Origin of the sequence: Paenibacillus sp. 32352, from assembly GCF_002042965.1 — a bacterium.
Taxonomy (GTDB): Bacteria; Bacillota; Bacilli; order Paenibacillales; family NBRC-103111; genus Paenibacillus_S; species Paenibacillus_S vulneris.
Genome location: NZ_MZNT01000006.1, coordinates 1 through 22,905 on the forward strand (window position 1 = coordinate 1; position 22,905 = coordinate 22,905).

Annotated in this window: 22 protein-coding genes and 1 other RNA gene; 3 read left to right on the plus strand and 20 right to left on the minus strand. The window is 50.1% G+C overall.

What is annotated here, in order from left to right; genetic code table 11:
• Positions 1-188: 188 nt before the first annotated feature.
• The 16 genes from B1728_RS15115 to rpoE all read right to left on the minus strand — a co-directional run bounded on the left by B1728_RS15115 (position 189) and on the right by rpoE (position 14,633).
• On the minus strand, positions 189-458 hold the full coding sequence (locus tag B1728_RS15115) for a pro-sigmaK processing inhibitor BofA family protein (protein WP_225948221.1): 270 nt from the start codon (positions 456-458) through the stop codon (positions 189-191).
• Positions 458-733, minus strand: a complete 276-nt coding sequence (locus B1728_RS15120) for a DUF2508 family protein (protein ID WP_079911076.1) — start codon at positions 731-733, stop codon at positions 458-460. Before B1728_RS15120 ends, B1728_RS15115 begins: the two co-directional genes overlap by 1 nt.
• Positions 734-997: 264 nt before the next feature.
• Entirely contained in the window at positions 998-1,594 is a 597-nt protein-coding gene (gene recR, locus B1728_RS15125; RefSeq protein WP_079911077.1) for a recombination mediator RecR, read from the minus strand.
• 65 nt (positions 1,595-1,659) lie between these two features.
• Positions 1,660-1,971 carry a YbaB/EbfC family nucleoid-associated protein gene (locus B1728_RS15130; RefSeq protein WP_079911078.1) on the minus strand — a complete coding sequence of 104 codons (312 nt, stop codon included), beginning with the start codon at positions 1,969-1,971 and terminating at the stop codon, positions 1,660-1,662.
• Between the two features lie 20 nt (positions 1,972-1,991).
• Positions 1,992-3,740: a DNA polymerase III subunit gamma/tau gene (gene dnaX / locus B1728_RS15135; protein ID WP_079911079.1), complete on the minus strand. Its 1,749-nt coding sequence runs from the start codon at positions 3,738-3,740 to the stop codon at positions 1,992-1,994.
• 66 nt (positions 3,741-3,806) lie between these two features.
• The gene (locus B1728_RS15140) at positions 3,807-4,823 is read right to left on the minus strand and encodes an ATP-binding protein (protein ID WP_377740965.1); all 1,017 of its coding nucleotides are present in this window, start codon (positions 4,821-4,823) and stop codon (positions 3,807-3,809) included.
• Between the two features lie 203 nt (positions 4,824-5,026).
• An RNA gene (gene ffs, locus B1728_RS15145) (signal recognition particle sRNA large type) lies at positions 5,027-5,290 on the minus strand.
• Between the two features lie 47 nt (positions 5,291-5,337).
• A complete protein-coding gene (locus B1728_RS15150; protein ID WP_079911081.1) occupies positions 5,338-5,730 on the minus strand; it encodes a hypothetical protein in 393 nt (130 codons plus the stop codon).
• A 137-nt stretch (positions 5,731-5,867) separates the two neighbouring features.
• Positions 5,868-6,065, minus strand: coding sequence for a 50S ribosomal protein L31 (gene rpmE, locus B1728_RS15155; protein WP_079911082.1), 198 nt, complete (start codon positions 6,063-6,065; stop codon positions 5,868-5,870).
• A 110-nt stretch (positions 6,066-6,175) separates the two neighbouring features.
• Positions 6,176-7,420, minus strand: a complete 1,245-nt coding sequence (locus B1728_RS15160; protein WP_079911083.1) for a radical SAM family protein — start codon at positions 7,418-7,420, stop codon at positions 6,176-6,178.
• A 24-nt stretch (positions 7,421-7,444) separates the two neighbouring features.
• Positions 7,445-8,773 (minus strand): transcription termination factor Rho, encoded by a 1,329-nt coding sequence (gene rho, locus B1728_RS15165; RefSeq protein WP_079911084.1) that lies wholly within the window; start codon positions 8,771-8,773, stop codon positions 7,445-7,447.
• Between the two features lie 370 nt (positions 8,774-9,143).
• Positions 9,144-10,397 carry a UDP-N-acetylglucosamine 1-carboxyvinyltransferase gene (locus tag B1728_RS15170; protein WP_079911085.1) on the minus strand — a complete coding sequence of 418 codons (1,254 nt, stop codon included), beginning with the start codon at positions 10,395-10,397 and terminating at the stop codon, positions 9,144-9,146.
• A 124-nt stretch (positions 10,398-10,521) separates the two neighbouring features.
• Positions 10,522-11,376 (minus strand): class II fructose-1,6-bisphosphate aldolase, encoded by an 855-nt coding sequence (fba, locus tag B1728_RS15175; protein WP_079911086.1) that lies wholly within the window; start codon positions 11,374-11,376, stop codon positions 10,522-10,524.
• A 212-nt stretch (positions 11,377-11,588) separates the two neighbouring features.
• Entirely contained in the window at positions 11,589-11,981 is a 393-nt protein-coding gene (locus B1728_RS15180) for a response regulator (protein WP_079911087.1), read from the minus strand.
• Between the two features lie 203 nt (positions 11,982-12,184).
• Positions 12,185-13,786 carry a CTP synthase gene (locus tag B1728_RS15185; RefSeq protein ID WP_079911088.1) on the minus strand — a complete coding sequence of 534 codons (1,602 nt, stop codon included), beginning with the start codon at positions 13,784-13,786 and terminating at the stop codon, positions 12,185-12,187.
• Between the two features lie 262 nt (positions 13,787-14,048).
• Positions 14,049-14,633, minus strand: a complete 585-nt coding sequence (rpoE, locus tag B1728_RS15190; RefSeq protein WP_079911089.1) for a DNA-directed RNA polymerase subunit delta — start codon at positions 14,631-14,633, stop codon at positions 14,049-14,051.
• 438 nt (positions 14,634-15,071) lie between these two features.
• Here rpoE and B1728_RS15200 point away from each other — a divergent pair, with 438 nt between their 5' ends.
• Positions 15,072-16,253 (plus strand): S8 family peptidase, encoded by a 1,182-nt coding sequence (locus B1728_RS15200; RefSeq protein ID WP_306293529.1) that lies wholly within the window; start codon positions 15,072-15,074, stop codon positions 16,251-16,253.
• Between the two features lie 47 nt (positions 16,254-16,300).
• Here B1728_RS15200 and B1728_RS15205 read toward each other — a convergent pair whose 3' ends face one another.
• Both B1728_RS15205 and B1728_RS15210 read right to left on the minus strand, forming a co-directional pair.
• Positions 16,301-16,708, minus strand: a complete 408-nt coding sequence (locus B1728_RS15205) for a YwiB family protein (RefSeq protein ID WP_079911092.1) — start codon at positions 16,706-16,708, stop codon at positions 16,301-16,303.
• A gap of 65 nt (positions 16,709-16,773) precedes the next feature.
• Entirely contained in the window at positions 16,774-18,792 is a 2,019-nt protein-coding gene (locus B1728_RS15210) for a beta-galactosidase (protein ID WP_079911093.1), read from the minus strand.
• Between the two features lie 136 nt (positions 18,793-18,928).
• On the opposite strand from B1728_RS15210, the gene B1728_RS15215 reads away from it, so the two are divergent.
• Both B1728_RS15215 and B1728_RS15220 read left to right on the plus strand, forming a co-directional pair.
• Positions 18,929-19,759 carry an AraC family transcriptional regulator gene (locus B1728_RS15215; RefSeq protein ID WP_079911094.1) on the plus strand — a complete coding sequence of 277 codons (831 nt, stop codon included), beginning with the start codon at positions 18,929-18,931 and terminating at the stop codon, positions 19,757-19,759.
• Between the two features lie 195 nt (positions 19,760-19,954).
• A complete protein-coding gene (locus B1728_RS15220) occupies positions 19,955-20,815 on the plus strand; it encodes a metallophosphoesterase (RefSeq protein ID WP_079911095.1) in 861 nt (286 codons plus the stop codon).
• 122 nt (positions 20,816-20,937) lie between these two features.
• Here B1728_RS15220 and speB read toward each other — a convergent pair whose 3' ends face one another.
• Together speB and speE are read right to left on the minus strand one after the other, a co-directional pair.
• Complete coding sequence (speB, locus tag B1728_RS15225) at positions 20,938-21,807, minus strand: agmatinase (protein WP_079911096.1); 870 nt, start codon at positions 21,805-21,807, stop codon at positions 20,938-20,940.
• A gap of 28 nt (positions 21,808-21,835) precedes the next feature.
• The gene (gene speE, locus B1728_RS15230) at positions 21,836-22,663 is read right to left on the minus strand and encodes a polyamine aminopropyltransferase (RefSeq protein ID WP_079911097.1); all 828 of its coding nucleotides are present in this window, start codon (positions 22,661-22,663) and stop codon (positions 21,836-21,838) included.
• Between the last annotated feature and the right edge of the window lie 242 nt (positions 22,664-22,905).

A 22,905-nucleotide genomic window follows, 5' to 3' on the forward strand; every position in this document is an offset into this window, starting at 1 on the left:
GCTCAAAATTCAATGCTAGCGAGAATTTTCATTCTCTGTTAAAACATTCACTCGTTGTTCAGTTTTCAAAGGACAATGCTTCTTATTTCTTGCCGCCCCGTTCAGCGGCGACTTGATTAATATATCACAATCCCACACTATAGTGCAAGTCTTTTTTATTTTCCATTTTCAGACTCTTCATTATAGTCTTATACAACCCACAGCTTCAACGCGATAAGCATCAATAAACCTGGCACCCCAAGCACACTGACTGTCCCTACGGTTGCGGGGTTTAGTGGAACCTCGATTCGGGTATACGGCCCGAACAGATTTAAAATATATAACAAAAATGCGGCAAATGCAACATGCAAGCATACATATCCAATCCACTGAAAGGTATGCTTATGCCTGAACAAAGTAATAATCAATAACAGCCCGGATACGATAAGGATTCCCCACAGCATATATTGCTTTATCATCAACCCTCCATTACCCTCCCTTTATATACGTCTATGGCAGAGAGGTTCATATGCTTGGCCTGCTTAATTAACATTTCGAATCTTTTTTCCGCTGCCTCCATAGCATATACGGCATAATCAATCTGATCCACATCCAGCACGTAGTTCAGTCGCTCCTGAGCCGCCACCCATTCGTTATGAGCTACTCCTATCTCAAGCAGCAGCTGCAGTCTCTCATTCTTCAATAGCTCCTCCCGTTTACGATGCTTCGAGCTTAACCTCTGCCATAGCTTCATTTTCGATCCCTCCCAAGTTTGTCCCTATGTTCTATACATATCAATCCAAGGGCTTAAGTAGAACCGAATCTCTTATTTTATACAAAAATAACCCGACTAAGTGCGGCTATGGCTTCGAAGCGGATTCAGGTACATTGCGGTCAAAATGAAAAGTCGCGGCATAGAAGAAGAAGTCTATAAAAAAAGAAGCCGTACAAGAATAACCTGCGTTATTCTAAACGACTTCTCTTCTTTCATTGCTATATTCAAAGGCTCGTAAGCTTGTTAAAGCTCCCTGCGTCCTTCTAACGCTTTGGTCAACGTAACCTCGTCGGCATATTCCAAATCGCCGCCCACAGGCAGACCATGCGCAATCCGCGTCACTTTCAATCCAAACGGACGTACGAGCCTCGACAAGTACATCGCCGTAGCCTCGCCTTCTATATTCGGATTGGTTGCGAGAATGAGCTCCTGCACCTGCTCGTCGGACAACCGCCTCAGCAAATCCGCAATCCGGATTTCATCAGGGCCGATGCCTTCCATCGGTGAGATCGCTCCGTGAAGGACGTGGTAATACCCATTAAATTCTTTGGTTCTTTCCATTGCAACCAGATCCTTGGGCTCCTGCACGACACAGATGACCGAACGATCTCTGCTTTTATCCTGGCATATGCGGCAGGGGTCCGTATCCGTAATGTTGCAGCAGACGGAACAATAGTGCAAATTTCGTTTGACATTGACCAGGGCTTTGGCAAAATCGATACAGTCGTCTTCCTTCATACGCAGCACATGAAATGCAAGCCGCGCAGCCGTCTTGGGCCCTATACCGGGCAAACGGGCAAACGAATCGATCAGTTTGGCTAACGGTTCGGGATAAAACAAAAGAGATAGCTCCTTATGCTGTTAAAGTAAATTCCCTGTACTTCACAAATGCGGCCGTCGGTCGATTAGAATAAGCCTGGAATGTTCATTCCGCCCGTCAAACGGGACATTTCTTTGTTAGCCATTTCTTCCGCTTTGTTCATTGCATCGTTAATAGCTGTAAGAACGAGATCCTGAAGCATTTCTACATCGTCCGGATCTACGGCTTCCGGTTTGATGACGATTCCGGTAACTTTCTTCTGCCCGTTCACGGTAACAGTAACAACGCCGCCGCCGGCAGTTCCTTCGATTGTTTTTTGCGCCAATTCCTCTTGCGTCTTGAGCATTTGCTCCTGCATTTTCTTCACTTGCTTCATCATTTGGTTCATGTTGTTCATTGAAAATCCACTCCTCGTCATCAATCTTCTTTTATTTTTACCAGATCCTCGCCAAACAATTGGATGGCCTCATGAATCCATTCTTCCTTCGTTGCCGCCGGTTCATCCTCATGCACCAGCTTTAACTCCTCACCAGCCTGCTCGGCAGGCTTCGACTGCTCTGCGGCGGCCTTCCAATCCTTCATCATGATAGTGACCAGCCGAAGAGGCTTGCCTAGAATCTCACTCATGACTTGCTCAATCAGCTGTTTATTGGCCGGCTTTTCTGTCGTTTCCCGGTGCATCGAGCTTTTGAAGGCAACGAGCAAAGCTCCCTCAAATACCGCAACCGGCTCTCCGTCCACCAGCCAGGCATGGATGGTAATCTTCAGCTCCTTAACCCGGCCAAGCACTTGACTCCACCGCTGAATGACAGCTCGCGTTTCGTCCGTATCCTTGGCGTGCAGGTAGCCCTCCAGCTTCTCAACTCTCTTCATCGCTACAGGTACCGAAGCCGTTCTTCCACCCGAACCGGAATGACCGCCGGCATGGCCGGAACCAGCTGCAGCTGGGGCGACACCCTGCTTAAGCATCTGAGCGATCTGCTCCTCCAGCCGCTGGATTCGTCCGGTCAGTTGAACAATCAATCCATCCTGAGCTGGAGCCGATCCGGCTGTAGGCGCTGCCGCGGCTGAACGTTCAGGACCGGCGGAGCTGCAAAGCTTCATTAAAGCCACTTCCAGCAGCGTCTGAGGCTGTACGGAATATTTCATCTCCGTCTGGTAATGGTTCAATGTGTCCATCATGGAGATTAGCTCCTGGGTTGTGAACGACTCCGCCACTTCGGCAAATTGTTTTACATCTATGATACGGTCAGTGACCGCCTGAGAACCAGGCACCATCTTGACCATAAGCAAATCGCGGAAATAATACAGCAGGCTCTCCATGCATTTATCCGCACTTTTGCCTTCCTGCATGAAGTCATCAATCAACTGTAATACGACCCCGACATCCCGTCGTTTCACAGCCTGCACCAATTTTTGAAACTGGTCGCCCGCCATGCCTCCGGTAATCGATACCACATCATCGTATGTGATGCTCTTGCCCGAAAACGCCATGATCTGGTCCAGCAGGCTTAACGCATCGCGCATGCCTCCATCGGACAATCTGGCTATGAACCGAATGGCTTCATCATCGGCATTAATTTGCTCTTCTCTGCACACTTCATGAAGCCTCTCCACCTGCTCATCCAGCGATACCCGGCGAAAATCGAAGCGCTGACAGCGGGAAATAATCGTAGCAGGCAGCTTATGCGGCTCCGTGGTAGCCAGAATGAACATAACATGTGCTGGAGGCTCCTCGAGAGTCTTCAGCAATGCATTGAAGGCCTCCGTTGTGAGCATATGAACCTCGTCGATGATGTACACCTTTTGCCGCACTTCTGTCGGCGCGTACTTCACTTTGTCCCGGATATCGCGGATTTCCTCGACGCCCCGATTGGAGGCTGCATCAATCTCCACAACGTCCATGACGGCACCCTCGGTAATGCGAATGCAGTTGGCGCACTCATTACACGGCTCCTCGGCAGGACCTTTCAAACAATTGACGGCTTTAGCCAATATTTTGGCAGCACTCGTCTTCCCCGTACCCCGTGGGCCGTTAAACAAGTAAGCGTGCGTATAACGCCCTTCGCGCAGCGAATTTTGCAAGGTTTGAACAATGTGCTTCTGACCTACAATTTCACGGAAAGCCTGCGGTCTCCACGTTCGGTATAATGCGATATGTGCCATAGCTTCCTCTCCAACAATTGTTTATCCCGTCTATTATACTACACATCTACGGCTGAATGAAGTGGCTTAGGGGAAAGGAATGCTGAGAGTGAAAGTAGTTCCGAAGCCTTTCGAGGAAACGCGGATATGCCCGCCGATGTCGTGAATAATACGTTGGCAGATGGACAGTCCAAGTCCTGTGCCTTCTTGCTTTGTAGTGAAGAACGGGTCAAAAATTTTATCAATAACAAAAAGCGGTATGCCGGGACCTGTATCGTGAATTTCTATGTTCACTTTTCGCTCCTCAATGTCCACCCTTTCCGTAATCTTCAAATGACCTCCGTCACCCATGGCCTCAATGCCATTTTTGCATATGTTCAGAAAAACTTGCTTCAACAACTCCTTATCCGCTATGACATGTGGAAGCCCGTCTGTGATTTCGCATTGAACAATAACGCCGTGAAGCAGAGCCTCATTCTTAATGATCGGCAAAATATCCTTCACAACCTGCGAAATATCAATGGATGTATAGGTCACATTCTTGGGTTTGCCCAGCAGCAAAAATTCGTTCACCAATTCATTGATCCGGTTCATCTCAGTAAGCATAACCTCGGTATAGCCGCTTTCCCGTTCCATCCCTTGCTCTTGAAGTGTTTTACGAAGCACCTGCAGGAAGCCTTTAATCGAGGTCAACGGATTGCGAATTTCATGGGCGGTTCCCGCCGCTATCTGTCCGATCATCGCCAGCCGGTCGCTGCGCTGAACCTGTTCTTCCAAGGAACGCAGATTCGTCACATCTTTAAAAATAATATAAGCTCCGGCTATCTGATGATTCTCGTCACGCAGCACATTGGAATCCAGCAAAAGCTCGTAGCGCTCCTGATTGTTCGTCCACGACAGCGCGTGGTTGCGTACAACCATCCCCTCCAGAATACTCCGCTGCACCAACTGATGCTCGGGCGGAAGTGTCGCGAATATACGGTCTACCGGCCGTCCGATCACATTCTCTTTTACTAAGCCAAGCACACGGCACGCCATATCACTGATGTCAATCAATTGAAAGCTGGTGTCAATAAGCAGAACCCCCAGATTGACATCCTTCATAAATGTTCCGGCGAATTGCTGTAGCAAATTCAACCCCCGCTGCAACGTGCCACCTCCTAAGCTCTACCCCTTTTAACATTCCAGTTAACTTTAGTATACAATTCTCCTAAATTTTTCATTTTCCTCCTGAGCGTATAAAAAAACACCATCCCCGGTCATAGACCGAAAATGGTGTTTATGTACATTCATTTTAAAAAATAATACCGTGCACCTACCTTGATATTACGATCCAAGCGGAATTTTTAGACTCGACTCAAGTCAGGCAGCCCTCCGGCACATGAAACATCTTGCTTACGGCTGCTTCCTTCCGGACCTGACCGGGTTCACAAGCATCCATTGCGGAGGACCCAACTCTCAACACCGATTCTAAAACCCAAACCTTACATCGTAATACCGCGAATAGGCGTTCGACCCCGCTACAGCGGATTGCGGGTTACAGGGCACCGCTACCTCCCCGTCTAGCACGGCAAAGATAAGTATAGACGATTCCCCGAGAAATATCAACCTGTGTGCATTATTTACGTGAAACGGAAACTTTCACCGTATATCGGGGCATCATTTTCGACAGCCTGTCGTAGGCCTCCCATTCCACTCTTTCCGCCTCTTCCGCAGATAAGGTGGCCGGCACATCCAGTCTTACCGTAGCAATAGGTCCGTTCATAGTAATGGTAGAGGACCTGACTTCGGGGATTTGTCTTATCGTATCCTTCATTAAACGGGTATCATCCATATACGTATGATAAGTGGGACTCATGGGCATGTTCGGATTGACCTCCGTTATACCAAGCGCCCCGTCCCGGGAATACGACTTCACCCTGGTCACTCCGTCCTGCTTCTGACAAGCCGTTCCCCATAATACAACGGATAATAAAATACACAACGTGAATGACGCCACTCTCGGTTTCAAAACAAAAACACCTCCTGCAACTTCTAAGAGCTAGTGAAACAGTCCGATGAACAAAGTCATCAAAGCTGCTGCATTGCTTTTAGGATAGCCACAGGAGGCATGATTATGCTGTAAGACATCTGGAAAACGGTCTAAAATTAGATACCGTATTTCTTTTTAAATTTATCAACGCGACCGCCGGCATCAACGAATTTTTGTTTACCGGTAAAGAACGGATGGCAAGCGGAACAAATCTCAACACGAAGATTTTGTTTGATCGAACCTGTTTCGAACGTATTGCCGCAAGCACAAGTTACCGTTGTGTTATGGTACGTAGGATGGATTGCTTCTTTCACTGCTTTCACCTCTTTTGCCCTGAAACACCATGTGAATCAGAGTTATTTAATTACACACATAGGCGTAGTATATCACGTCAGCTGCATTCGTTGCAAGTAGTTTGTCCGAATTACGGCTTTGGTGGAACATGGGTATAAGAGCCGAGAACAACATGAGGCAGCTCCTCACGGAAAATGTCCAGCATCTGCTTCATTCCGAGCACTTCGCCCTGCGCTTTGGGAATTAGCCCCAAATAGCTCTCGGGGTCAATATTCAAATTGCGCAGCTGAATCAGCTTGAGATCGGTTCGTCTGGCAAATTCGATCATGGCCTCGATTTCTTCTTCCCTATCCGTTACGCCGGGAAAAATCAAATAGTTGATTGAGGTATACACCCCTTTATCAGCCGCGTAGCGAAGCGATTTCTCGACATTCTTCAGCGTATAGCCGCGGGGCTTGTAATAAGCGTTATAATGGTCGTCCAAGGCACTGATGGTGCTTACCCGCATCAAGTTAAGGCCGGCGTCCACAATGCCGCGGATATGGTCGGTCAGACCGGCATTGGTATTGATATTGATATATCCCATGCTGGTCAGCTCACGCACACGGCGCATCGCTTGAATGATGATCGGCGCTTGCGTCGATGGCTCGCCTTCACAGCCTTGTCCGAAGCTGATGATGCTGTCCGGCGTTTTCAGATGCTCCAGCATGACTTCAACAACTTCATCCACCGTCGGCTTGAAGTTCATACGTGTCTGCGGGGCAGGAAAGCCGCTATCGTCAGGCTGTTCGGAAATACAGCCAAAGCACCCGGCATTGCAGGAGAATGATACGGGAACCGCACCTTCCCAGCGATTCAAGAACGTATTGGAGGCTGTAAGACATTCGTAGCCCAAAGCACAATTCGATAAATGCTTGTAAAGCCGGTTCTCGCTGTACTTCTCCAAATAACGCTGCACCTGCAGCTCCAGCTCGTCAGGATCACAGTTGCGCGGATTCCACCGCTCCGGATCGTCACTCTGATGCGCGGCCACATAAAACCGCCCGTCCTTCCAGACGGCAGCCGTGTAACCGAACAGCGGAAGCAGCTGGCTCTTGTCCGATTTGACGTACCCTGGAAGCAGCAGCCGGGTGAAGCCCTGCGGCAGCAGCGCTCCGACGGCCGTAACATCCCCGGGGACGACTTCCATCTCCCCGGTAGCCGCATTCAAGCCAACCGGTCGTGTATGCGGCAGGCTGACCAACGTAGCTCCTTCCGGAAGAGGAATCAGCTCTTCTTCCATAATATCGGTTATCATATCACCGTTACGGCCAAGTGCAGTATAGTCGGGATGATCGAATACATTTCCATCACGGTCGGCATATAGCAAGTTCATGGCTAATGCTCCTATCTTGTTGAATTACGACGCAGAGGTGTTTTTTACCCGCTTGGAGGCGGATGCGGAAGAAGAACCGCTGCCCCCGCTGCCGCCTGTGCTGCCCGCGCCATTTTTTTCGAGCATATCCAAAAACTCTTGGTTCGTCTTGGAATCAGCCAGCTTCTTGAGGAAAGCCTCCAAATATTCATGCGAATCATTCATGCTCTTGCGAATAGCCCATACTTTATCCAGCTCTTCTTTGGTCAAGAGCATTTCCTCGCGGCGTGTACCCGATCGGCGAATGTCGATAGCCGGGAATATGCGGCGCTCCGCCAGCTTGCGGTCCAGGTGCAGCTCCAGATTGCCTGTTCCCTTGAACTCTTCATAGATAACGTCATCCATACGCGATCCGGTTTCAATAAGCGCAGTGGCCAGGATCGTCAGGCTGCCGCCTTCTTCGATATTACGGGCGGCACCGAAAAATCTTTTCGGGCGATGGAACGCCCCGGGATCGATCCCCCCGGATAAGGTACGGCCAGTCGGAGGCACGACCAGGTTGTAGGCGCGAGCCAAACGAGTGATGCTATCCATCAATATAACGACATCTTTCTTATGCTCAACCAAGCGTTGAGCCCGCTCTAACACCAATTCAGCAACCTTGATGTGATTCTCCGGCAGCTCGTCAAAGGTAGAAGCGACCACTTCCCCTTTCACCGAACGCTGCATATCCGTCACTTCTTCCGGACGCTCGTCAATCAGCAGCACAAACAGCTCGATATCCGGGTAATTAGTGGAAATGCTGTTGGCAATTTCTTTGAGCAGCAAGGTTTTACCTGCCTTAGGCGGAGCTACGATCAAGCCGCGCTGTCCTAATCCTACGGGAGCCAATAAGTCCATAAGCCGTGTGGAATAATGCGTAGGGGAGGTTTCGAGCACCAGTTTTTTCTGCGGATACAGAGGAGTCAATGCCGGGAAGTGCAGCCGTTCCGCTGCCGTCACAGGGTCCTCTCCGTTTACTGCCTCCACATGCAGCAAGCCGAAGTAACGTTCGTTTTCTTTTGGAGGCCGGCATTTACCGGATACCAGGTCTCCGGACCGCAAATCAAATTTGCGAATCTGGGAGGCGGATATATAAATATCCTCCGAACTAGGCAGGTAATTGATAGGTCTAAGGAAACCGAAACCGTCCTGCAGGATCTCCAGTACGCCCTCCATAAACATCAATCCGCTTTTTTCAGCCTGCGCGCGTAAAATGGCGAAAATAAGTTCTTTTTTCTTCAACTGCCCGTAATAAGGAATTTGATGCTTTTTGGCCAATTGATAAAGCTCTGTTAATTTAAGTGCCTCTAGTTGAGCTAGATGCATATCCATAATTTCTAACCACCAAACTATTAAATTTTCAAGGCTTAACGTTCCACATTCATTATTCTAGCATGAGGCGTTCATGGAATCCTTTTTCATTTGCCGGGAAGTACATGTTCTCGGAGAAAACCCACTAAGGAATCAGGTCGGGGAATGAGGAAAGGAGCAGCAAGCCTTTCTTGCGAAAAACCATCCCTCAATGTTCACCGCAGCGATCAGGCCGGGCGAAGACCTCGCAGATAGCTTTTCGTAAGAAAGCCGCTTCATAACATGTTTAACCGTTTTACGGTGTTCTGTTTCAAAAGACTATCGAAGTGTTGTTTCACTGTGATGCAGACATTGTCTAGCATTACCCAATTTGGCGAAGTCTATACGACTACTATTCGTTCTTCCGCCATACCTCTGCACCTAAATTCGATAGATTCATAACCAAATGATCGTAACCGCGATCAATATATTCGACGCCGCTAATTTCGGTCACCCCATCCGGTACGGTAAGGCCCGCTATGACCAGCGCAGCGCCGGCCCGAAGGTCCGTCGCCTTCACTTTAGCCGCACACAGCGGAGATCCCTCGATAACCGCCGAACGCCCCTCAACCTTGATTTTGGCTCCCATTCGCACAAGCTCCGGAACGTGCTTAAATCTATTGCTATAAACATAGTCTGTAAGAATGCTGACGCCTTTGGTTTGAGTAAGGAGGCTCGTCATAGGCGATTGCAGATCGGTGGCAAACCCGGGGTACACCAATGCTTTTACGTCGACGCTTTCATAAATAGGCTGACCGACAACACGGATGGACTCATCCATCTCATAAATGTGTACGCCCATTTCCTGCAATTTGGCCGTCAAGGCCTCCATATGCTTGGGAATCACATTATCTACGACAACATCCCCGCGCGTTGCGGCTGCGGCAATCATATAAGTACCTGCTTGTATACGATCGGGAATGATAGAGTGGTGACATCCGTGCAGAGAATCTACGCCTTCTATGCGAATGGTTTCTGTCCCTGCCCCTTTTATTTTAGCGCCCATGGCGTTCAATAAAGTGGCAACATCTATAATTTCAGGCTCTTTGGCCGCGTTTTCAATCAAAGTGACACCTTTGGCGCGAGAAGCTGCCAACATGATGTTGATCGTCGCCCCTACGCTAACTACATCCAAATAAATCTTTGCCCCGCGAAGCTCTTTAGCATGAATATGTAAGGCACCGTTTTCTGTACTTACACGCGCTCCCAGCGCTTCAAATCCTTTAATATGCTGATCGATCGGACGCGGTTCAAAATTGCATCCGCCGGGTAATCCTATGGTGGCTTCCCCAAAACGTCCCAGTAACGCTCCCATCAAATAGTAGGAAGCTCTTAATTTCTTCACATTGCCGTTCGGCATAGGTTTGGATTGCAAGCGGCTCGGGTCGATGATCATGCGATCTTCCTTCCATTCTACCGTTGCACCAAGCTCCTCGAGAAGTTCCGTATAAATGGCTACATCGCTCAAAATCGGTAAATTGTCCAGCGTTACCGTCGTCTCCGATAAAATAGCGGCTGGAATTAAAGCTATCGCGCTGTTCTTGGCGCCGCTTATCTGGACCGTCCCCCTCAGCGGACGACCGCCGGAGACCATCAATTTTTCCATTCGTCCCTCTTCCTCCCACATGACTGCTTTAAAGCACTAAACAAACGAATCAACCGATAAACGGAGCTATTAAAGAAAGAATAGAAGGGAAACACATCTTAACGATGCATTTCCCGTATATAACTTAAGCTTGGTTGGAGCTTCCGAACAATTGAATTTTGGATTTAACCACTTCAATCATGGCTTTGCGGGCAGGAGTGAGGTATTTACGAGGATCGTACACTTTAGCATCTTTGTTCAACACTTCACGGATCGTTTCCGTGCATGCTACTTGGTTTTCGGTGTTCACGTTGATCTTGCCAACCCCTGCTGCGATGGACTTCTTGATCATTTCGTCAGGTACGCCGGATCCGCCGTGAAGAACGACAGGAACAGGAATGGCCTGGGAAACCTTCTCGATAATATCAAATCGGATGTTAGGCTCGCCTGCGTACATACCGTGTGCGGTACCTACTGCGATCGCCAGACAGTCAACGCCGGTTTCTTCATAGAAACGAATAGCTTCTTCCGGCTTAGCAAGGCTTGCATTCTCTTCGTCAACGCTGATATCATCTTCAACGCCGCCGATAGTTCCAAGCTCGCCTTCAACGGAAACGCCCATAGCATGAGCGGCCTTAACCACTTCTTTAGTCAAACGGATGTTTTCTTCGAAAGAATAGTGAGAACCGTCAAACATAACGGAGCTGAAGCCCGCGCGGATACATTTCATAGCAACTTCAAAGCTGCTGCCGTGATCCAGGTGCAATGCGATCGGTAATCCGGATTTTTTGGCAGCCGCTTCAGCAATGGCAACCGTAAACTCGATACCCATATACTTCAAAGCTCCTTCACTTACGCCGTAAATGAAAGGAGACTTCAATTCCTCTGCTGCTTCTACGATAGCTTGGGCGAACTCCAGGTTGTTCATGTTAAATTGTCCAACTGCATACTTGTTCGCCTTTGCCTTAGGCAAAAATTCGTTCATTGAAACCAATGGCATGTGTCTCTTCCTCCTAGTGTTTATTGACCGAGTTAAGTACGAAGACCGCTCTTGTGTCATACTGCGTTATTATATCATATAAAGCTTAAAATGATAACCAAGCCTATAGTAATTTTCCAGACAAGCCTACCTAAAATAGAGGGTTATCTTTGGGGATTTTACATGTAAGCGAACCCAATTCCATAGAAATAAAAAAAAGAGATCCTGAAAAATCAGGATCCCACTGCGTATGAATTGTTGCCCGTAAGTCGCAGCTGATTGTTGACTGCATGACGAAGCTCATCAATGTCGAACGGCTTCGTGAAATGCATGATAGCCCCCAGCTCCGTAGCTTCCTTAATCATGTCCAGCTCACCATAAGCTGTCATCATGATCACTTTGATGGAAGGGTCAATGGCTTTGATATGCTTCAAAATATCCAGGCCGTCCATTCCGGGGATTTTCATATCCAGGAGCACAAGATCAGGAGAGGCCGATCTGACAATCTCAAGGGCCAGCTTCCCGTTGGAAGCCTGGTAGGTCTCATAGCCTTCGCTGCTGAACACTTCCATTAACAAAATGCGAATACCGTTCTGGTCATCAACAATAAGCAACTTCTTCTTCAATACGGTAACCTCCTCATTCCGCTTTCGTTTGTTTGTCGGAATTCCGTCCTGTCTAACGATCCTAACAAGATAAATTCGATACAAACACCGATATTCCTTCTTGTTTCTGCGGAAAGTTGAAAACTTTTACAATTAAAGAAGTTTCTGAAGAAGCAAATCGAATTGTGTTGTTATGGAATATGCTGTCGCATGAGGATCTATGACTAATTTTTCATTTGAAATGCCGCTTGAACGAAATGCTTGAACAAGGCTTGCGGACGGTTCGGACGCGATGTGAATTCCGGATGGAATTGCACAGCCAGGAACCAAGGATGATCCGGGCATTCAATGATTTCAACCAGTCGGCCATCTGGCGACGTACCGGTAATTTTCAAGCCGGCCGATTCCAGCATGTCACGGTATTGATTATTAAATTCGTAGCGGTGACGGTGTCTTTCGTAGACAAGTTCATCGTCGTAGCAGCGCATAGCGAGCGAGCCTTCCGCCAATTTGCACGGATACAATCCAAGACGCATTGTTCCGCCCAGATCTTCAATATCCTTTTGCTCAGGCAGAAGATCAATCACCGGATACGGCGTAGTCGGATTGATCTCGGAGCTGTTCGCTCCCTCCAGATTCAATACGGAACGCGCATATTCCACTACGGCTACCTGCATTCCCAAGCAAATGCCGAAGAACGGAATTTTGTTCTCGCGCGCATAGCGAATGGCAGAAACCTTGCCTTCGATGCCGCGATCGCCGAAGCCTCCCGGTACAAGAATGCCTTGTACACCCTTCAGCAGCTCTTCCACGTTGCCGTCGGTCACCTCTTCGGCGTTGACCCAACGAATTTTAATTTCCGTGTTGCTGTCGATTCCGGCATGCCCCAACGCTTCGACAATACTTAAATAAGCATCATGCAGTGCAACGTACTTGCCGACAATGGCGATTTCCGTCGTATGCTTCAAGGATTTGACGCGCTGAACAAGGCTTTCCCATTCCGTCATATCCGGTTCATTCGTAGTCAGCTTCAAATGATTGACGACGATATCGTCGAGCCCTTGCTCACGCAGCATCATCGGTACTTCATACAAGGTATCCGCATCCAGACACTCGACTACCGCTTTCTCATCGATATCGCAGAACAAGGCCAGCTTGCGCTTCATATCCTCGGACAACGGATGCTCCGTACGGCAAACGATAACATGAGGCTGAATGCCGATTCCACGGAGCTCCTTCACGCTGTGCTGGGTCGGCTTGGTTTTAACTTCACCCGCCGCTTTCAAGTAAGGAATCAGCGTCACGTGGATGTACATGACGTTCTCGCGTCCAATGTCGCTCTTAATTTGGCGAATAGCCTCGATGAACGGCAAACTCTCGATATCGCCGACCGTACCGCCGATTTCAGTAATAACGACGTCGGATTGCGCTTCGCGTCCTGCGCGGAATACGCGATCCTTGATTTCGTTGGTAATGTGCGGGATAACCTGCACCGTTCCGCCCAAATACTCTCCGCGACGCTCTTTCGTAATAACGGAGGAATAGATTTTGCCCGTCGTTACGTTGCTGTTCTTGGATAAGTTAATATCGATAAAACGCTCGTAGTGACCCAAGTCCAAATCGGTTTCCGCGCCGTCATCGGTAACGAAAACTTCCCCGTGCTGGTATGGACTCATCGTTCCAGGGTCTACGTTAATATAAGGGTCAAATTTTTGAATGGTAACTTTCAGCCCCCGGTTTTTCAAGAGCCTTCCGAGCGATGCCGCTGTAATCCCCTTGCCCAATGAGGAAACAACGCCCCCCGTGACGAAAATATACTTGGTCATTATGTAACCCTCCAATATTGATAGTATTGCGCGAAATCAGTTCTCATAAACGGAAGGAAAGCAACAACTTCCGCGCCACAATCCATTTCACGTCCAACGGCACGGATCGCTCAAAAATCCCCCATAAAAAAAGAAAAAATGCCCCGACTTTGCGCGGGGCACTTTATAGTCAAGACATTCGTCATGATTCGATCTTTTCCAAAGCCCAGAAAATAGTTTACTCTGAACGCCCATCCCTGTCAAGAAGGAGGAGGGAATTGGTTTATTTCCGGTCGTCGTCTTCATCCTCATCATCAAATTCTTCCTCTTCGGAATCATCCAATTCCTCGTCGGAGTCTTCCTCCAGATCGGTCTCCTCGATCTCCTCTTCAATCTCGTCCTCTTCGAAGAATTCGGTTTCTTCCTCTGCTTCTTCTTCCGATTCAAAGTCATCCTCGTCACGCACTTTGTCGAAGGAGTCGTAATCTTCCTCCTCGGCGAAATGATCCTCTTCCTCGGCGAACAGATCCTCATCGTCCAGATCGTCGTCTTCATCGTTAATAATGCGCGGACGCTTGCCGCTGCCAACGGCATCCTCGGATTTCTCAACCGGATACCAGCGCTTCAATCCCCACAAATTCGTGCCGACACAAGCAAACCGGCCGTCTATATTGATCTCCGTATATAGTTGAGCGATAACCTGCATGACTTCATCTTCAGAGAGGCCTTTAATTTTGGCGATTTCAGCCATTAAATCACGGTAATAAAAAGGTGTATTCGCAGCTTTCAGCAATTCAAATGCTAGATCGACCATCGGCATTTCTTTTGCTTGCTCCGCACCGACCTTTAGAGTGTACTGTCCACTCATCCAAGCACATCCCTTCGAACATTTTACAAGAGTCCTAACTCATAATATCCATTATACTCATTTAGTAAACCTTATTTTATGTAAAAATGCAACTAGGAGTCTGTCCGCAGGACCGCTTTTTTTGCTGATAAAGACTCTGGTCCCCATCCTCCTCAAAATCTTTGCCGATCCCGTCCAAAGAAAGAAGCGAAGGAAAGCTCCTTCGCCTTTGACTGTATCCGCGAGAGCCGAGTACAGATCTGCCCCAACTCCCATCATTGCTGAAGAGAATCGACCGACTCTCTCTATTTATCGTATGTGCAAGTTTCCCGAATGACACGGGTCCCAACCCAATTATTTATATAAAGGTTATGTGCACATGCCGCCGGACTTCCTCCCACATACGATATTGAAAAGCGTATGATTCCAGACGGCCGATGCATGGGGGGAAGATCAACTGTGAAACCATCCGCGTTTGTTGAATGGCTACATGGAGCCATGGAAGGTACAGGCAGCAGCGATTGCAAGCATATCATCCGATTCAACGACCCAATGCATTACTCAGCTTGCCTGCAACAAATTAAACGCCGCAAGAAGAAATGGACCCGGCTGAAGGAAGTCCAGCCGCTGCAAATCATTCACGCCCTTTCCTGCACCCTGAATTCCCCGGAGCTGTTGGCGGATCTCCCTTTTATCCAATCCGTTGAACCGGATACCTTGATGAAGGTTCATGCACCGAAATCTTTAAAGTCAGTTCAGTCTAACAGCGGAAAGTCAGCGGGCGAGACGCAGACGATTCCTTGGGGCATTCGGCATATCCGGGCCCCTCAAGCTTGGAAAAAATCCAAAGGGGACCGGATTCATATCGGGGTCATCGATACCGGGGCCGACTACACGCATCCGGATTTGCGCAACTGCCTGTCACACGGAATCAACCTGCTGAACCGGTTTCTGCTGCCCAATGACGATAACGGCCACGGGACCCACATCGCGGGTACGATCGCCGCATCCAGCCGCCAGCGCGGGATATTGGGAGTGGCTCCGGAAGCTCTGATTCATCCGGTGAAGGCATTCGATCATCAAGGCAGCGCGTTTGTTTCCGATATTATTAACGGCATCGACTGGTGCGTGAAAAATCAAATACACATTATTAATATGAGCTTCGGCATGAAAACGTACAGTAAAGCGCTGGAATTGGCCGTGCGCAACGCGTATGAGGCTGGTGTCATCGTCGTAGCCTCCTCCGGCAACGAAGGCAAGAAAGCGGGAATTGATTACCCTGCCAGACTTCGTCAGGTGATCGCCGTAGGGGCGACAACCCGGCGCGGGCAGATCGCTCCCTTCAGCAACATCAGCAAAAAAATCGACATTTATGCCCCAGGTGAGAGAGTATATTCCACTTGGCTGCGAGGAAAATATCACGAATTAAGCGGTACCTCGATGGCGACTTCGCACGTCACCGGCGTGATCGCTCTTATGCTTGCCAAAAAGCCGGGCCTAAAGCCGATGCAGGTAAAAACCATCATCAAGAAAAACGCCAAGCTGATTTTGAAAGCAAACAGAACCAGCTTCGGTATCAAGGAAATCAATGCGATGAGAGCCGTCGGCGCAGTATCAAAAACGGTTTCGAGCGGAGACTGATGCAACCCGCCCGAAACCGTTTTTTTGTTTGTCTTCGCTTATTCGGCTTACTGCCGCAAAGCAATCGTCACCTTTAACCGGAAGGAGCCGGATTTCTCCCCTGCCACATACAAGTCATAGCTCCAATCGACGGTCCCGAGACCCTCCAACAGATCGATGATCATGGAGGTCGTGTCCGTGTGCAGCTCCAGGCTGCCTTGAGGCATCTCATAGCTCCCCCGGCAGCTTTGGCCCTGCACGAACGTAAGCTCCGATCGCACGCTCCCGCTCCGTAATAACCGGATGCGGTCACGCTCCAGCTTGATCGTCGTCATCGTCCCCGACATCTCCGGATCGGCTTCTTCATATCGCAAATAATAATGATCGCCCTTTGGGAACAGCTCTCCCTGAACGGACTGCTGCATGCGCTGGTCCTCAGAGAAGCTCTCTATCACGACCGATACTGCCTTCTTCATCTTTCCCGCACCTCCCGCTACACGCAACAGTGTAACGAAACGGGAGCCTTTTTTCAAGGAAAGGACTAAGGCTGCAAGTGAAGGATCGCAATCCCGTTAGGATCAAGCTCCAGCGAGCTATCAACGGACCGGCCGCTGATCAGGTCCACGAAAGCCCCTTCCGGAAGCCCCACGCTGGTTTTCTGTCCGTTATGGTTCAGCACGAAGATATAGCGTTCCCCGTTCGCCGATCGGCGTACCGTCGCCTCCACACCCGCAGGCGCCGTCACAGGAGCCTGCAGCTCCAAATCGGCCAGCAGGCCGCCCACGAGTTGCTTGATGTAGCCAGCCTCAGGCTGCGTGCCTACATAATAGGCCTTCCCGCTTCCGAACGTATGTTCCGTAACAGCCGGAGAACCTGCAAAGAAATCGGAAGTAAAGGATGCCAGAGCTTCGGCTCCCTCAAGCCGTATTATATCGGCCCAAAGATTGCAGCTGAACTCCCCGCCCCCGGTTACGCTGATGCCATTGGTTTGGCCCGGCAGCATAGGATCGAACTCCTCCACACAGATCCCAAGCAGCTTGCGAAGCGGTGCCGGGTATCCGCCCAAGTGGATGCGGTCATTCTCGTCAACGATGCCGCTGAAGAAGGTCGTTAGCAGCGTGCCTCCGTTCTGCACATACGATTCCAAATTGGCTGCGACGCCGGGAGCGACCATATACATTGCAGGCGCAATAACCAGCTTGTAGCTGCTTAAATCGGCGTTCGGCTGCACGAAGTCCACGCCGACATTATGCTCGAATAGAGCCTGGTAATACTGCTTGACCTGCTCCAGGTACAGGATATCCCGGCTCGGCTTGGAGTCCAGCTCCAGCGCCCACCAGTTATGCCAGTCGAAGATCATCGCCACACGCGCCTCCACGCGGGAATCGACCAAGGCGTCAAGCCGTTTCAGCTCTTGTCCGAGCTGTTCGACTTCACGATAAATGCGGCTGTTCTCATCTCCGGTGTGTGTTACCATAGCGCCATGGAACTTCTCCGCACCGGCCTGGGATTGCCGCCACTGGAAGAACATCACGCCGTCCCCCCCATGGGCAATCGTCTGATAGCTCCATAGGCGCATAACGCCGGGGCGCTTAAGCGGATTCTGCTGCCGCCAGTTCACCTGGCTTGTTACCTGCTCCATGAGAATAAACGGCTGCCCGCCCTTCAAGCTGCGCATCAAATCATGCTGCATGGCGGCAAATACCGGAATCCCCGCCGTCGGCTCCGGATAGCTGTCCCAGGTAACCACGTCCAGATGCTTGGCCCATTCGAAATGATCCAGCGGCTTGAAGGCTCCCATGAAATTCGTCATGATCGGCAAATGCGGCGTAATTTCCTTCAGAATCCGCTGCTCGCCCAAATAGGCGTCAAGCAGGCTGTCGGACATGAAGCGCTTGTAATCCAGCTGTTGGCCTGGGTTCGGGTACGTCGGTGTTTTGCCGGGCAGACCGATTTCTTCCCAGTCATAATATTTTTGGCTCCAGAAATTCGTTCCCCAGCGGGCATTCAGCTCATCAATCGTTCCGTAACGCTTTTGAAGCCATACGCGAAACTCCCGGGTACATTCCTCGCAGAAGCATTGGGAAATATGGCACGCATACTCGTTGTTGATATGCCACATAGCAAGTGCAGGATGGTCCTTATACCGTTCTGCCAGCTTGCGGACCAGCCGCTGTCCGTACAGGCGGAACGCCTTGCTGTTAGGGCAGTAATGCTGGCGCGAGCCTTGAGCGTAACGGGCCCCGTTCTCATCTACGGGCAACGACTCGGGATGCAGCTTCGCCAGCCATGCAGGCGGCGATGCGGTAGCGGTTGCCAGGTCCGCCATAATGCCGTGCTCGGCCATCAAATCCATCAGGCGGTCCAGCCATGCAAAATCGTATGTTTCCGGTCCCGGCTGCAGTGCAGCCCAGCTGAAGATACCGACGCTGACAATGTTGACGCCAGCCTTGTTCATCAAACGCATGTCGTCCTTCCATACTTCCTCCGGCCATTGCTCCGGATTATAATCGCCCCCATAGAACAAATGGGGAAGCTTAACATTTTTGGATACGGTCATAACGAAACCTCCTCAAAATAGGATCATATGCATAGGATAAATCTTATTGAGGTGCTATTTCAATCGGATCATTTTCTTGTTAATATGAATATATTCATATTGGTTTCTACGGAAGCATAAGGTGGTGTCTCTACCCTTGGACTACAATATATTCGGCGTCATGACGGAAATGGATTTGAAATATCCGATCTATATTACGAATGCGGGCGGCTGGCGCAATCAGGAGCCCATGCACCGGGAGAAGGGCTTCCCCGACTATCAGTGGATTCAGACGGTGAGCGGGGCCGGTCAGCTGGAGGTCGGCGGCAAGCTATATACGGTAAGCGAGGGACAAGGCATGTTCCTGCTTCCTAATGAGAAGCACGGCTATGCTCCGGTCCGCGAGCCCTGGACAGTCAAATGGGTGACGTTCAACGGAGCTCATATGGCTGAGCTGCTGGCTTCCATGCATTTCGATACATCGACCATCCTATATTTAAGCAATCCCGATGTGACACTTAATAAAATCAATGCCATCGTCTCGATCCTGCAATCGGAAGATCCGCTGCGGGGAGCGGAATGCTCCTCCCTCGGCTATCAGCTGCTGCTCGATCTGTTCCTGTACGCCTCCCGTTCGGAGGTCCGTACCAAAAGGCAGCATGCGGAGCAGCTCGCTCCGGCATTTCTGTATATCGAGGCCCACTATCACGAGACCATCAGCTTGCAGCAGCTTGCCGACCAGCTCGGAGTCACTCCCCAGCATACCTGCCTGCTGTTCCAGCAGACGCTCGGCATCCGCCCCTTTGCCTACTTGACCCGCTACCGGCTGAGAAAGGCAAAGGAGCTGCTGCTCAAGCAGCCGAATACGGAGGTTCGCGATATCGCCCGCAGCGTCGGGTACGAGGACAGCAGCTACTTTATCAAGCTGTTCAAAAAGCAGGAAGGGATTACCCCGAGCAGCTTTCGCAAAATTCACCGCCTGACTTGACAGCAACCTTTGCCCTGCGTAGAGCGTAAATACCATATTAATAGTTTTTCCAAAATAAGGAGCGGTGTGCATCATGCTGTTAGTCATGAGTTATCAGGCGGTATGGAATTCCAGTGTTCCTCCCTATAGGGCGGACCTGGCTGATATCCTCTGCCCGGTGAAATATGAACATCCTCGGCGTATGGGGCGTGCCCTATGACCTCCAAGCTCAGCAGAAGATCTTTTCTGAAGCATGCGCTGTCCGGCTTCGCGCAGCTTGCCGTATTATCCGCAGGCGGTTACGGTTACGCACGCTATGCCGAACCTCGCTGGCTGCAAACCAAGCATCTGACCTTAACGCTGAAGCGGCTGCCTCCCGCCTTTAACGGGATGCGGATCGTCCAATTCAGCGACGTACATCTCGGGTTCCATTATACAGCGGAGCAGCTCTCTCATCTGGTCGGCATTATCCAGTCCCATGAACCCGATCTGATCTGCTTTACCGGTGACCTGTACGACTACGTCGTTCTGGAAGACGCCCCTGCGGTTATTCAGGCGTTGTCCCGTCTGGAAGCCCCTCTCGGCAAAGGAGCGGTTCTTGGAAATCACGATTACTACGGCAAGGAGCCGAAGAAAATTACGAAGATTTTGGCCGACAGTGGCTTCTATGTCTTGAACAACCAGTCCGTCGCCCTGAACCGGGGCAAGGATTACATATGGCTGAGCGGCATAGAAGATATGTGGAACGGGCAGCCGGACATCGACAAGGCGATGCAATCCGTGCCCCCTAACGACTTTGTGCTGCTGCTGTCCCATTGTCCCGATTTCGCCGATATCGCTCTTCAATATCCGATCGATTTGCAGCTATCCGGTCACAGTCACGGCGGCCAGGTGCGGCTTCCCTTCTATGGCCATATCGTCACTCCCGAATACGCCAAAAAATACGTAGACGGCCTGTATATTTTGGGCGACGGCAAGCTGCAGGTCTATACCAATCGGGGCATCGGCGTGTCCCAATACCCGATCCGGTTTTACTGCCGTCCGGAGTTAACGGTCTTAACCCTGCAATCGGGGTAAGCTTGCCGTACGAAGACCCGCAAAATGGAGCCTCGATTCTTAAGCCCATGGAATGAATAAATTATGTAAAAAGGCAGCCCCTGCGCCATCGGCGCAAGAGCTGCCTCTTTCTATTGCATCTATTATTTCACTAGTCCGAGCAAAATTTCTCTGATAAGCTTAGCCGCTACAATTTGCGTCTGCTCCGTCGGATCGTAGGCAGGGGCTACCTCCACCACATCGGCGCCAACGACATTCAGGTTAGCCGCAGCCATTGCATGAATTGCAGCCAGCAGCTCCTTCGAGGTGATGCCGCCCGCTTCTGCGGTACCGGTACCCGGTGCGCAGGAAGGATCGAGGACATCGATATCGATAGTCAAATAAACCGGACGACCCGCCAGCTCCGGAAGCACCTTTTTCAAAGGCTCCAATACTTCGAACGGATGGAAGTTGATATTCTCGCGGGCATAGCGGAATTCTTCGCGGGAGCCGGAGCGGATACCAAACTGGTAAATGTTGCGTCCGCCCATTAACTCAGCCGCTTTGCGAAGCGGTGTGGAGTGCGACAGCGGTTCGCCTTCGTACTGCTCGCGCAAATCCGCATGAGCGTCGAAATGAACGATCGCCAAATCAGGGTATTTGGCATAAACCTCGCGGAAGATCGGCCAAGAGCACAGATGCTCTCCGCCAAGACCGAGCGGGAATTTGCCGTCATTCAGCAAGCCGCGGACATATTCACCGATGATATCCAGGCTGCGCGCCGCATTGCCGAAAGGCAGCAGCAAATCGCCTGCATCGAAGTACTTTATGTCCTCGAGGCTTTTGTCAAGATAAGGGCTGTACTCCTCCAGACCGATCGACACTTCGCGGATACGCGGAGGGCCAAAGCGGGAGCCTGGACGGAAGCTGACCGTAAAGTCCATAGGCATACCATATATAACGGCTCGGGATGCCTCGTAATCATCAGAACTTAAAATAAATACGTTACCGGAATAAGCTTGATCCAAACGCATGCGTGACACTTCCTTACTTTAGAGATATTTATTTCGTAAGATCTTCTACGAATTTCGGCAAGGCGAAAGCCGCTTTATGCAGTCGAGGCGTGTAGTACTTCGTCTCGATTTCAGGAATTTTCGTCTCATCGACCTCGAGCGGATCGTACTTTTTGCTGCCCATCGTGAAGGTCCACAAGCCGCTTGGGTACGTCGGAATATTCGCGCAGTATACGCGTACGATCGGGAAGATTTCTTTTACATCACGGTTTACCGTTTGGATCAAGTCCGCCTTGAACCAAGGATTGTCCGTTTGCGCTACGAAAATACCGTCTTCCTTCAATGCTTCGAAGATGCCTTGATAAAATCCGCGGGTGAACAGCTCTACTGCCGGTCCAACCGGCTCCGTAGAGTCGACCATAATGACATCGTATGTATTTTTATGATCATGGATATGCATGTAGCCGTCGTTCACGATAACCTCTACGCGGGGGTTATCCAGCTGCCCTGCGATTTCCGGCAAGTACTTCTTGGAATACTCGATTACTTTACCGTCGATTTCTACAAGTACCGCTTTCTCCACTTCAGGGTGCTTCAGCACTTCGCGGATAACCCCGCCGTCGCCGCCGCCTACAACCAGCACATGCTTAGGATTAGGATGCGTGTAAAGCGCAGGGTGCGCCACCATTTCATGGTACACAAACTCATCCTTAATCGTAGTCATCACCATGCCGTCCAAAACAAGCATGCGTCCGAATTCTTCTGTATCGATCATGGCGAGGTCTTGAAAGGCGGTCTTCTCCGTTACAAGCGTCTCACGAATTTTTGCGGTAATGCCGAAACTTTCGGTTTGCTTCTCCGTGTACCACAATTCCATTATCAGTTCACCCTTCCTTCTTCATCATACCGGTTCATTCCAGGTCCTGAAGCGTATGGTTTTTTCCTATTCCAAACGGGCCGATTTCCTGCGTTATCTGCTTCTGGTTTTGCGTCAAGTTGTATTATAGTGTATCCACCCGAAAATGCAAATACAAACCGGATGAAATTCGGAACCTTTAAAAAAAATTAACGCGGATGCCGCAATCCTTGAATAGCCGTTTCTATGTTTTTCCATAATGG

Coding starts and splice junctions, on each gene's coding strand:
- B1728_RS15210 (WP_079911093.1), bottom strand. CDS start 18,792: ATGACCGTATCCAAAAATGTTAAGCTTCCCCATTTGTTCTATGGGGGC.
- B1728_RS15120 (WP_079911076.1), bottom strand. CDS start 733: ATGAAGCTATGGCAGAGGTTAAGCTCGAAGCATCGTAAACGGGAGGAG.
- B1728_RS15170 (WP_079911085.1), bottom strand. CDS start 10,397: ATGGAAAAATTGATGGTCTCCGGCGGTCGTCCGCTGAGGGGGACGGTC.
- fba (WP_079911086.1), bottom strand. CDS start 11,376: ATGCCATTGGTTTCAATGAACGAATTTTTGCCTAAGGCAAAGGCGAAC.
- B1728_RS15205 (WP_079911092.1), bottom strand. CDS start 16,708: ATGAAGAAGGCAGTATCGGTCGTGATAGAGAGCTTCTCTGAGGACCAG.
- B1728_RS15220 (WP_079911095.1), top strand. CDS start 19,955: ATGACCTCCAAGCTCAGCAGAAGATCTTTTCTGAAGCATGCGCTGTCC.
- speB (WP_079911096.1), bottom strand. CDS start 21,807: ATGCGTTTGGATCAAGCTTATTCCGGTAACGTATTTATTTTAAGTTCT.
- speE (WP_079911097.1), bottom strand. CDS start 22,663: ATGGAATTGTGGTACACGGAGAAGCAAACCGAAAGTTTCGGCATTACC.
- B1728_RS15140 (WP_377740965.1), bottom strand. CDS start 4,823: ATGAAGGATGTCAATCTGGGGGTTCTGCTTATTGACACCAGCTTTCAA.
- dnaX (WP_079911079.1), bottom strand. CDS start 3,740: ATGGCACATATCGCATTATACCGAACGTGGAGACCGCAGGCTTTCCGT.
- B1728_RS15185 (WP_079911088.1), bottom strand. CDS start 13,786: ATGACCAAGTATATTTTCGTCACGGGGGGCGTTGTTTCCTCATTGGGC.
- B1728_RS15115 (WP_225948221.1), bottom strand. CDS start 458: ATGATAAAGCAATATATGCTGTGGGGAATCCTTATCGTATCCGGGCTG.
- rpoE (WP_079911089.1), bottom strand. CDS start 14,633: ATGAGTGGACAGTACACTCTAAAGGTCGGTGCGGAGCAAGCAAAAGAA.
- rho (WP_079911084.1), bottom strand. CDS start 8,773: ATGGATATGCATCTAGCTCAACTAGAGGCACTTAAATTAACAGAGCTT.
- B1728_RS15130 (WP_079911078.1), bottom strand. CDS start 1,971: ATGAACAACATGAACCAAATGATGAAGCAAGTGAAGAAAATGCAGGAG.
- B1728_RS15160 (WP_079911083.1), bottom strand. CDS start 7,420: ATGAACTTGCTATATGCCGACCGTGATGGAAATGTATTCGATCATCCC.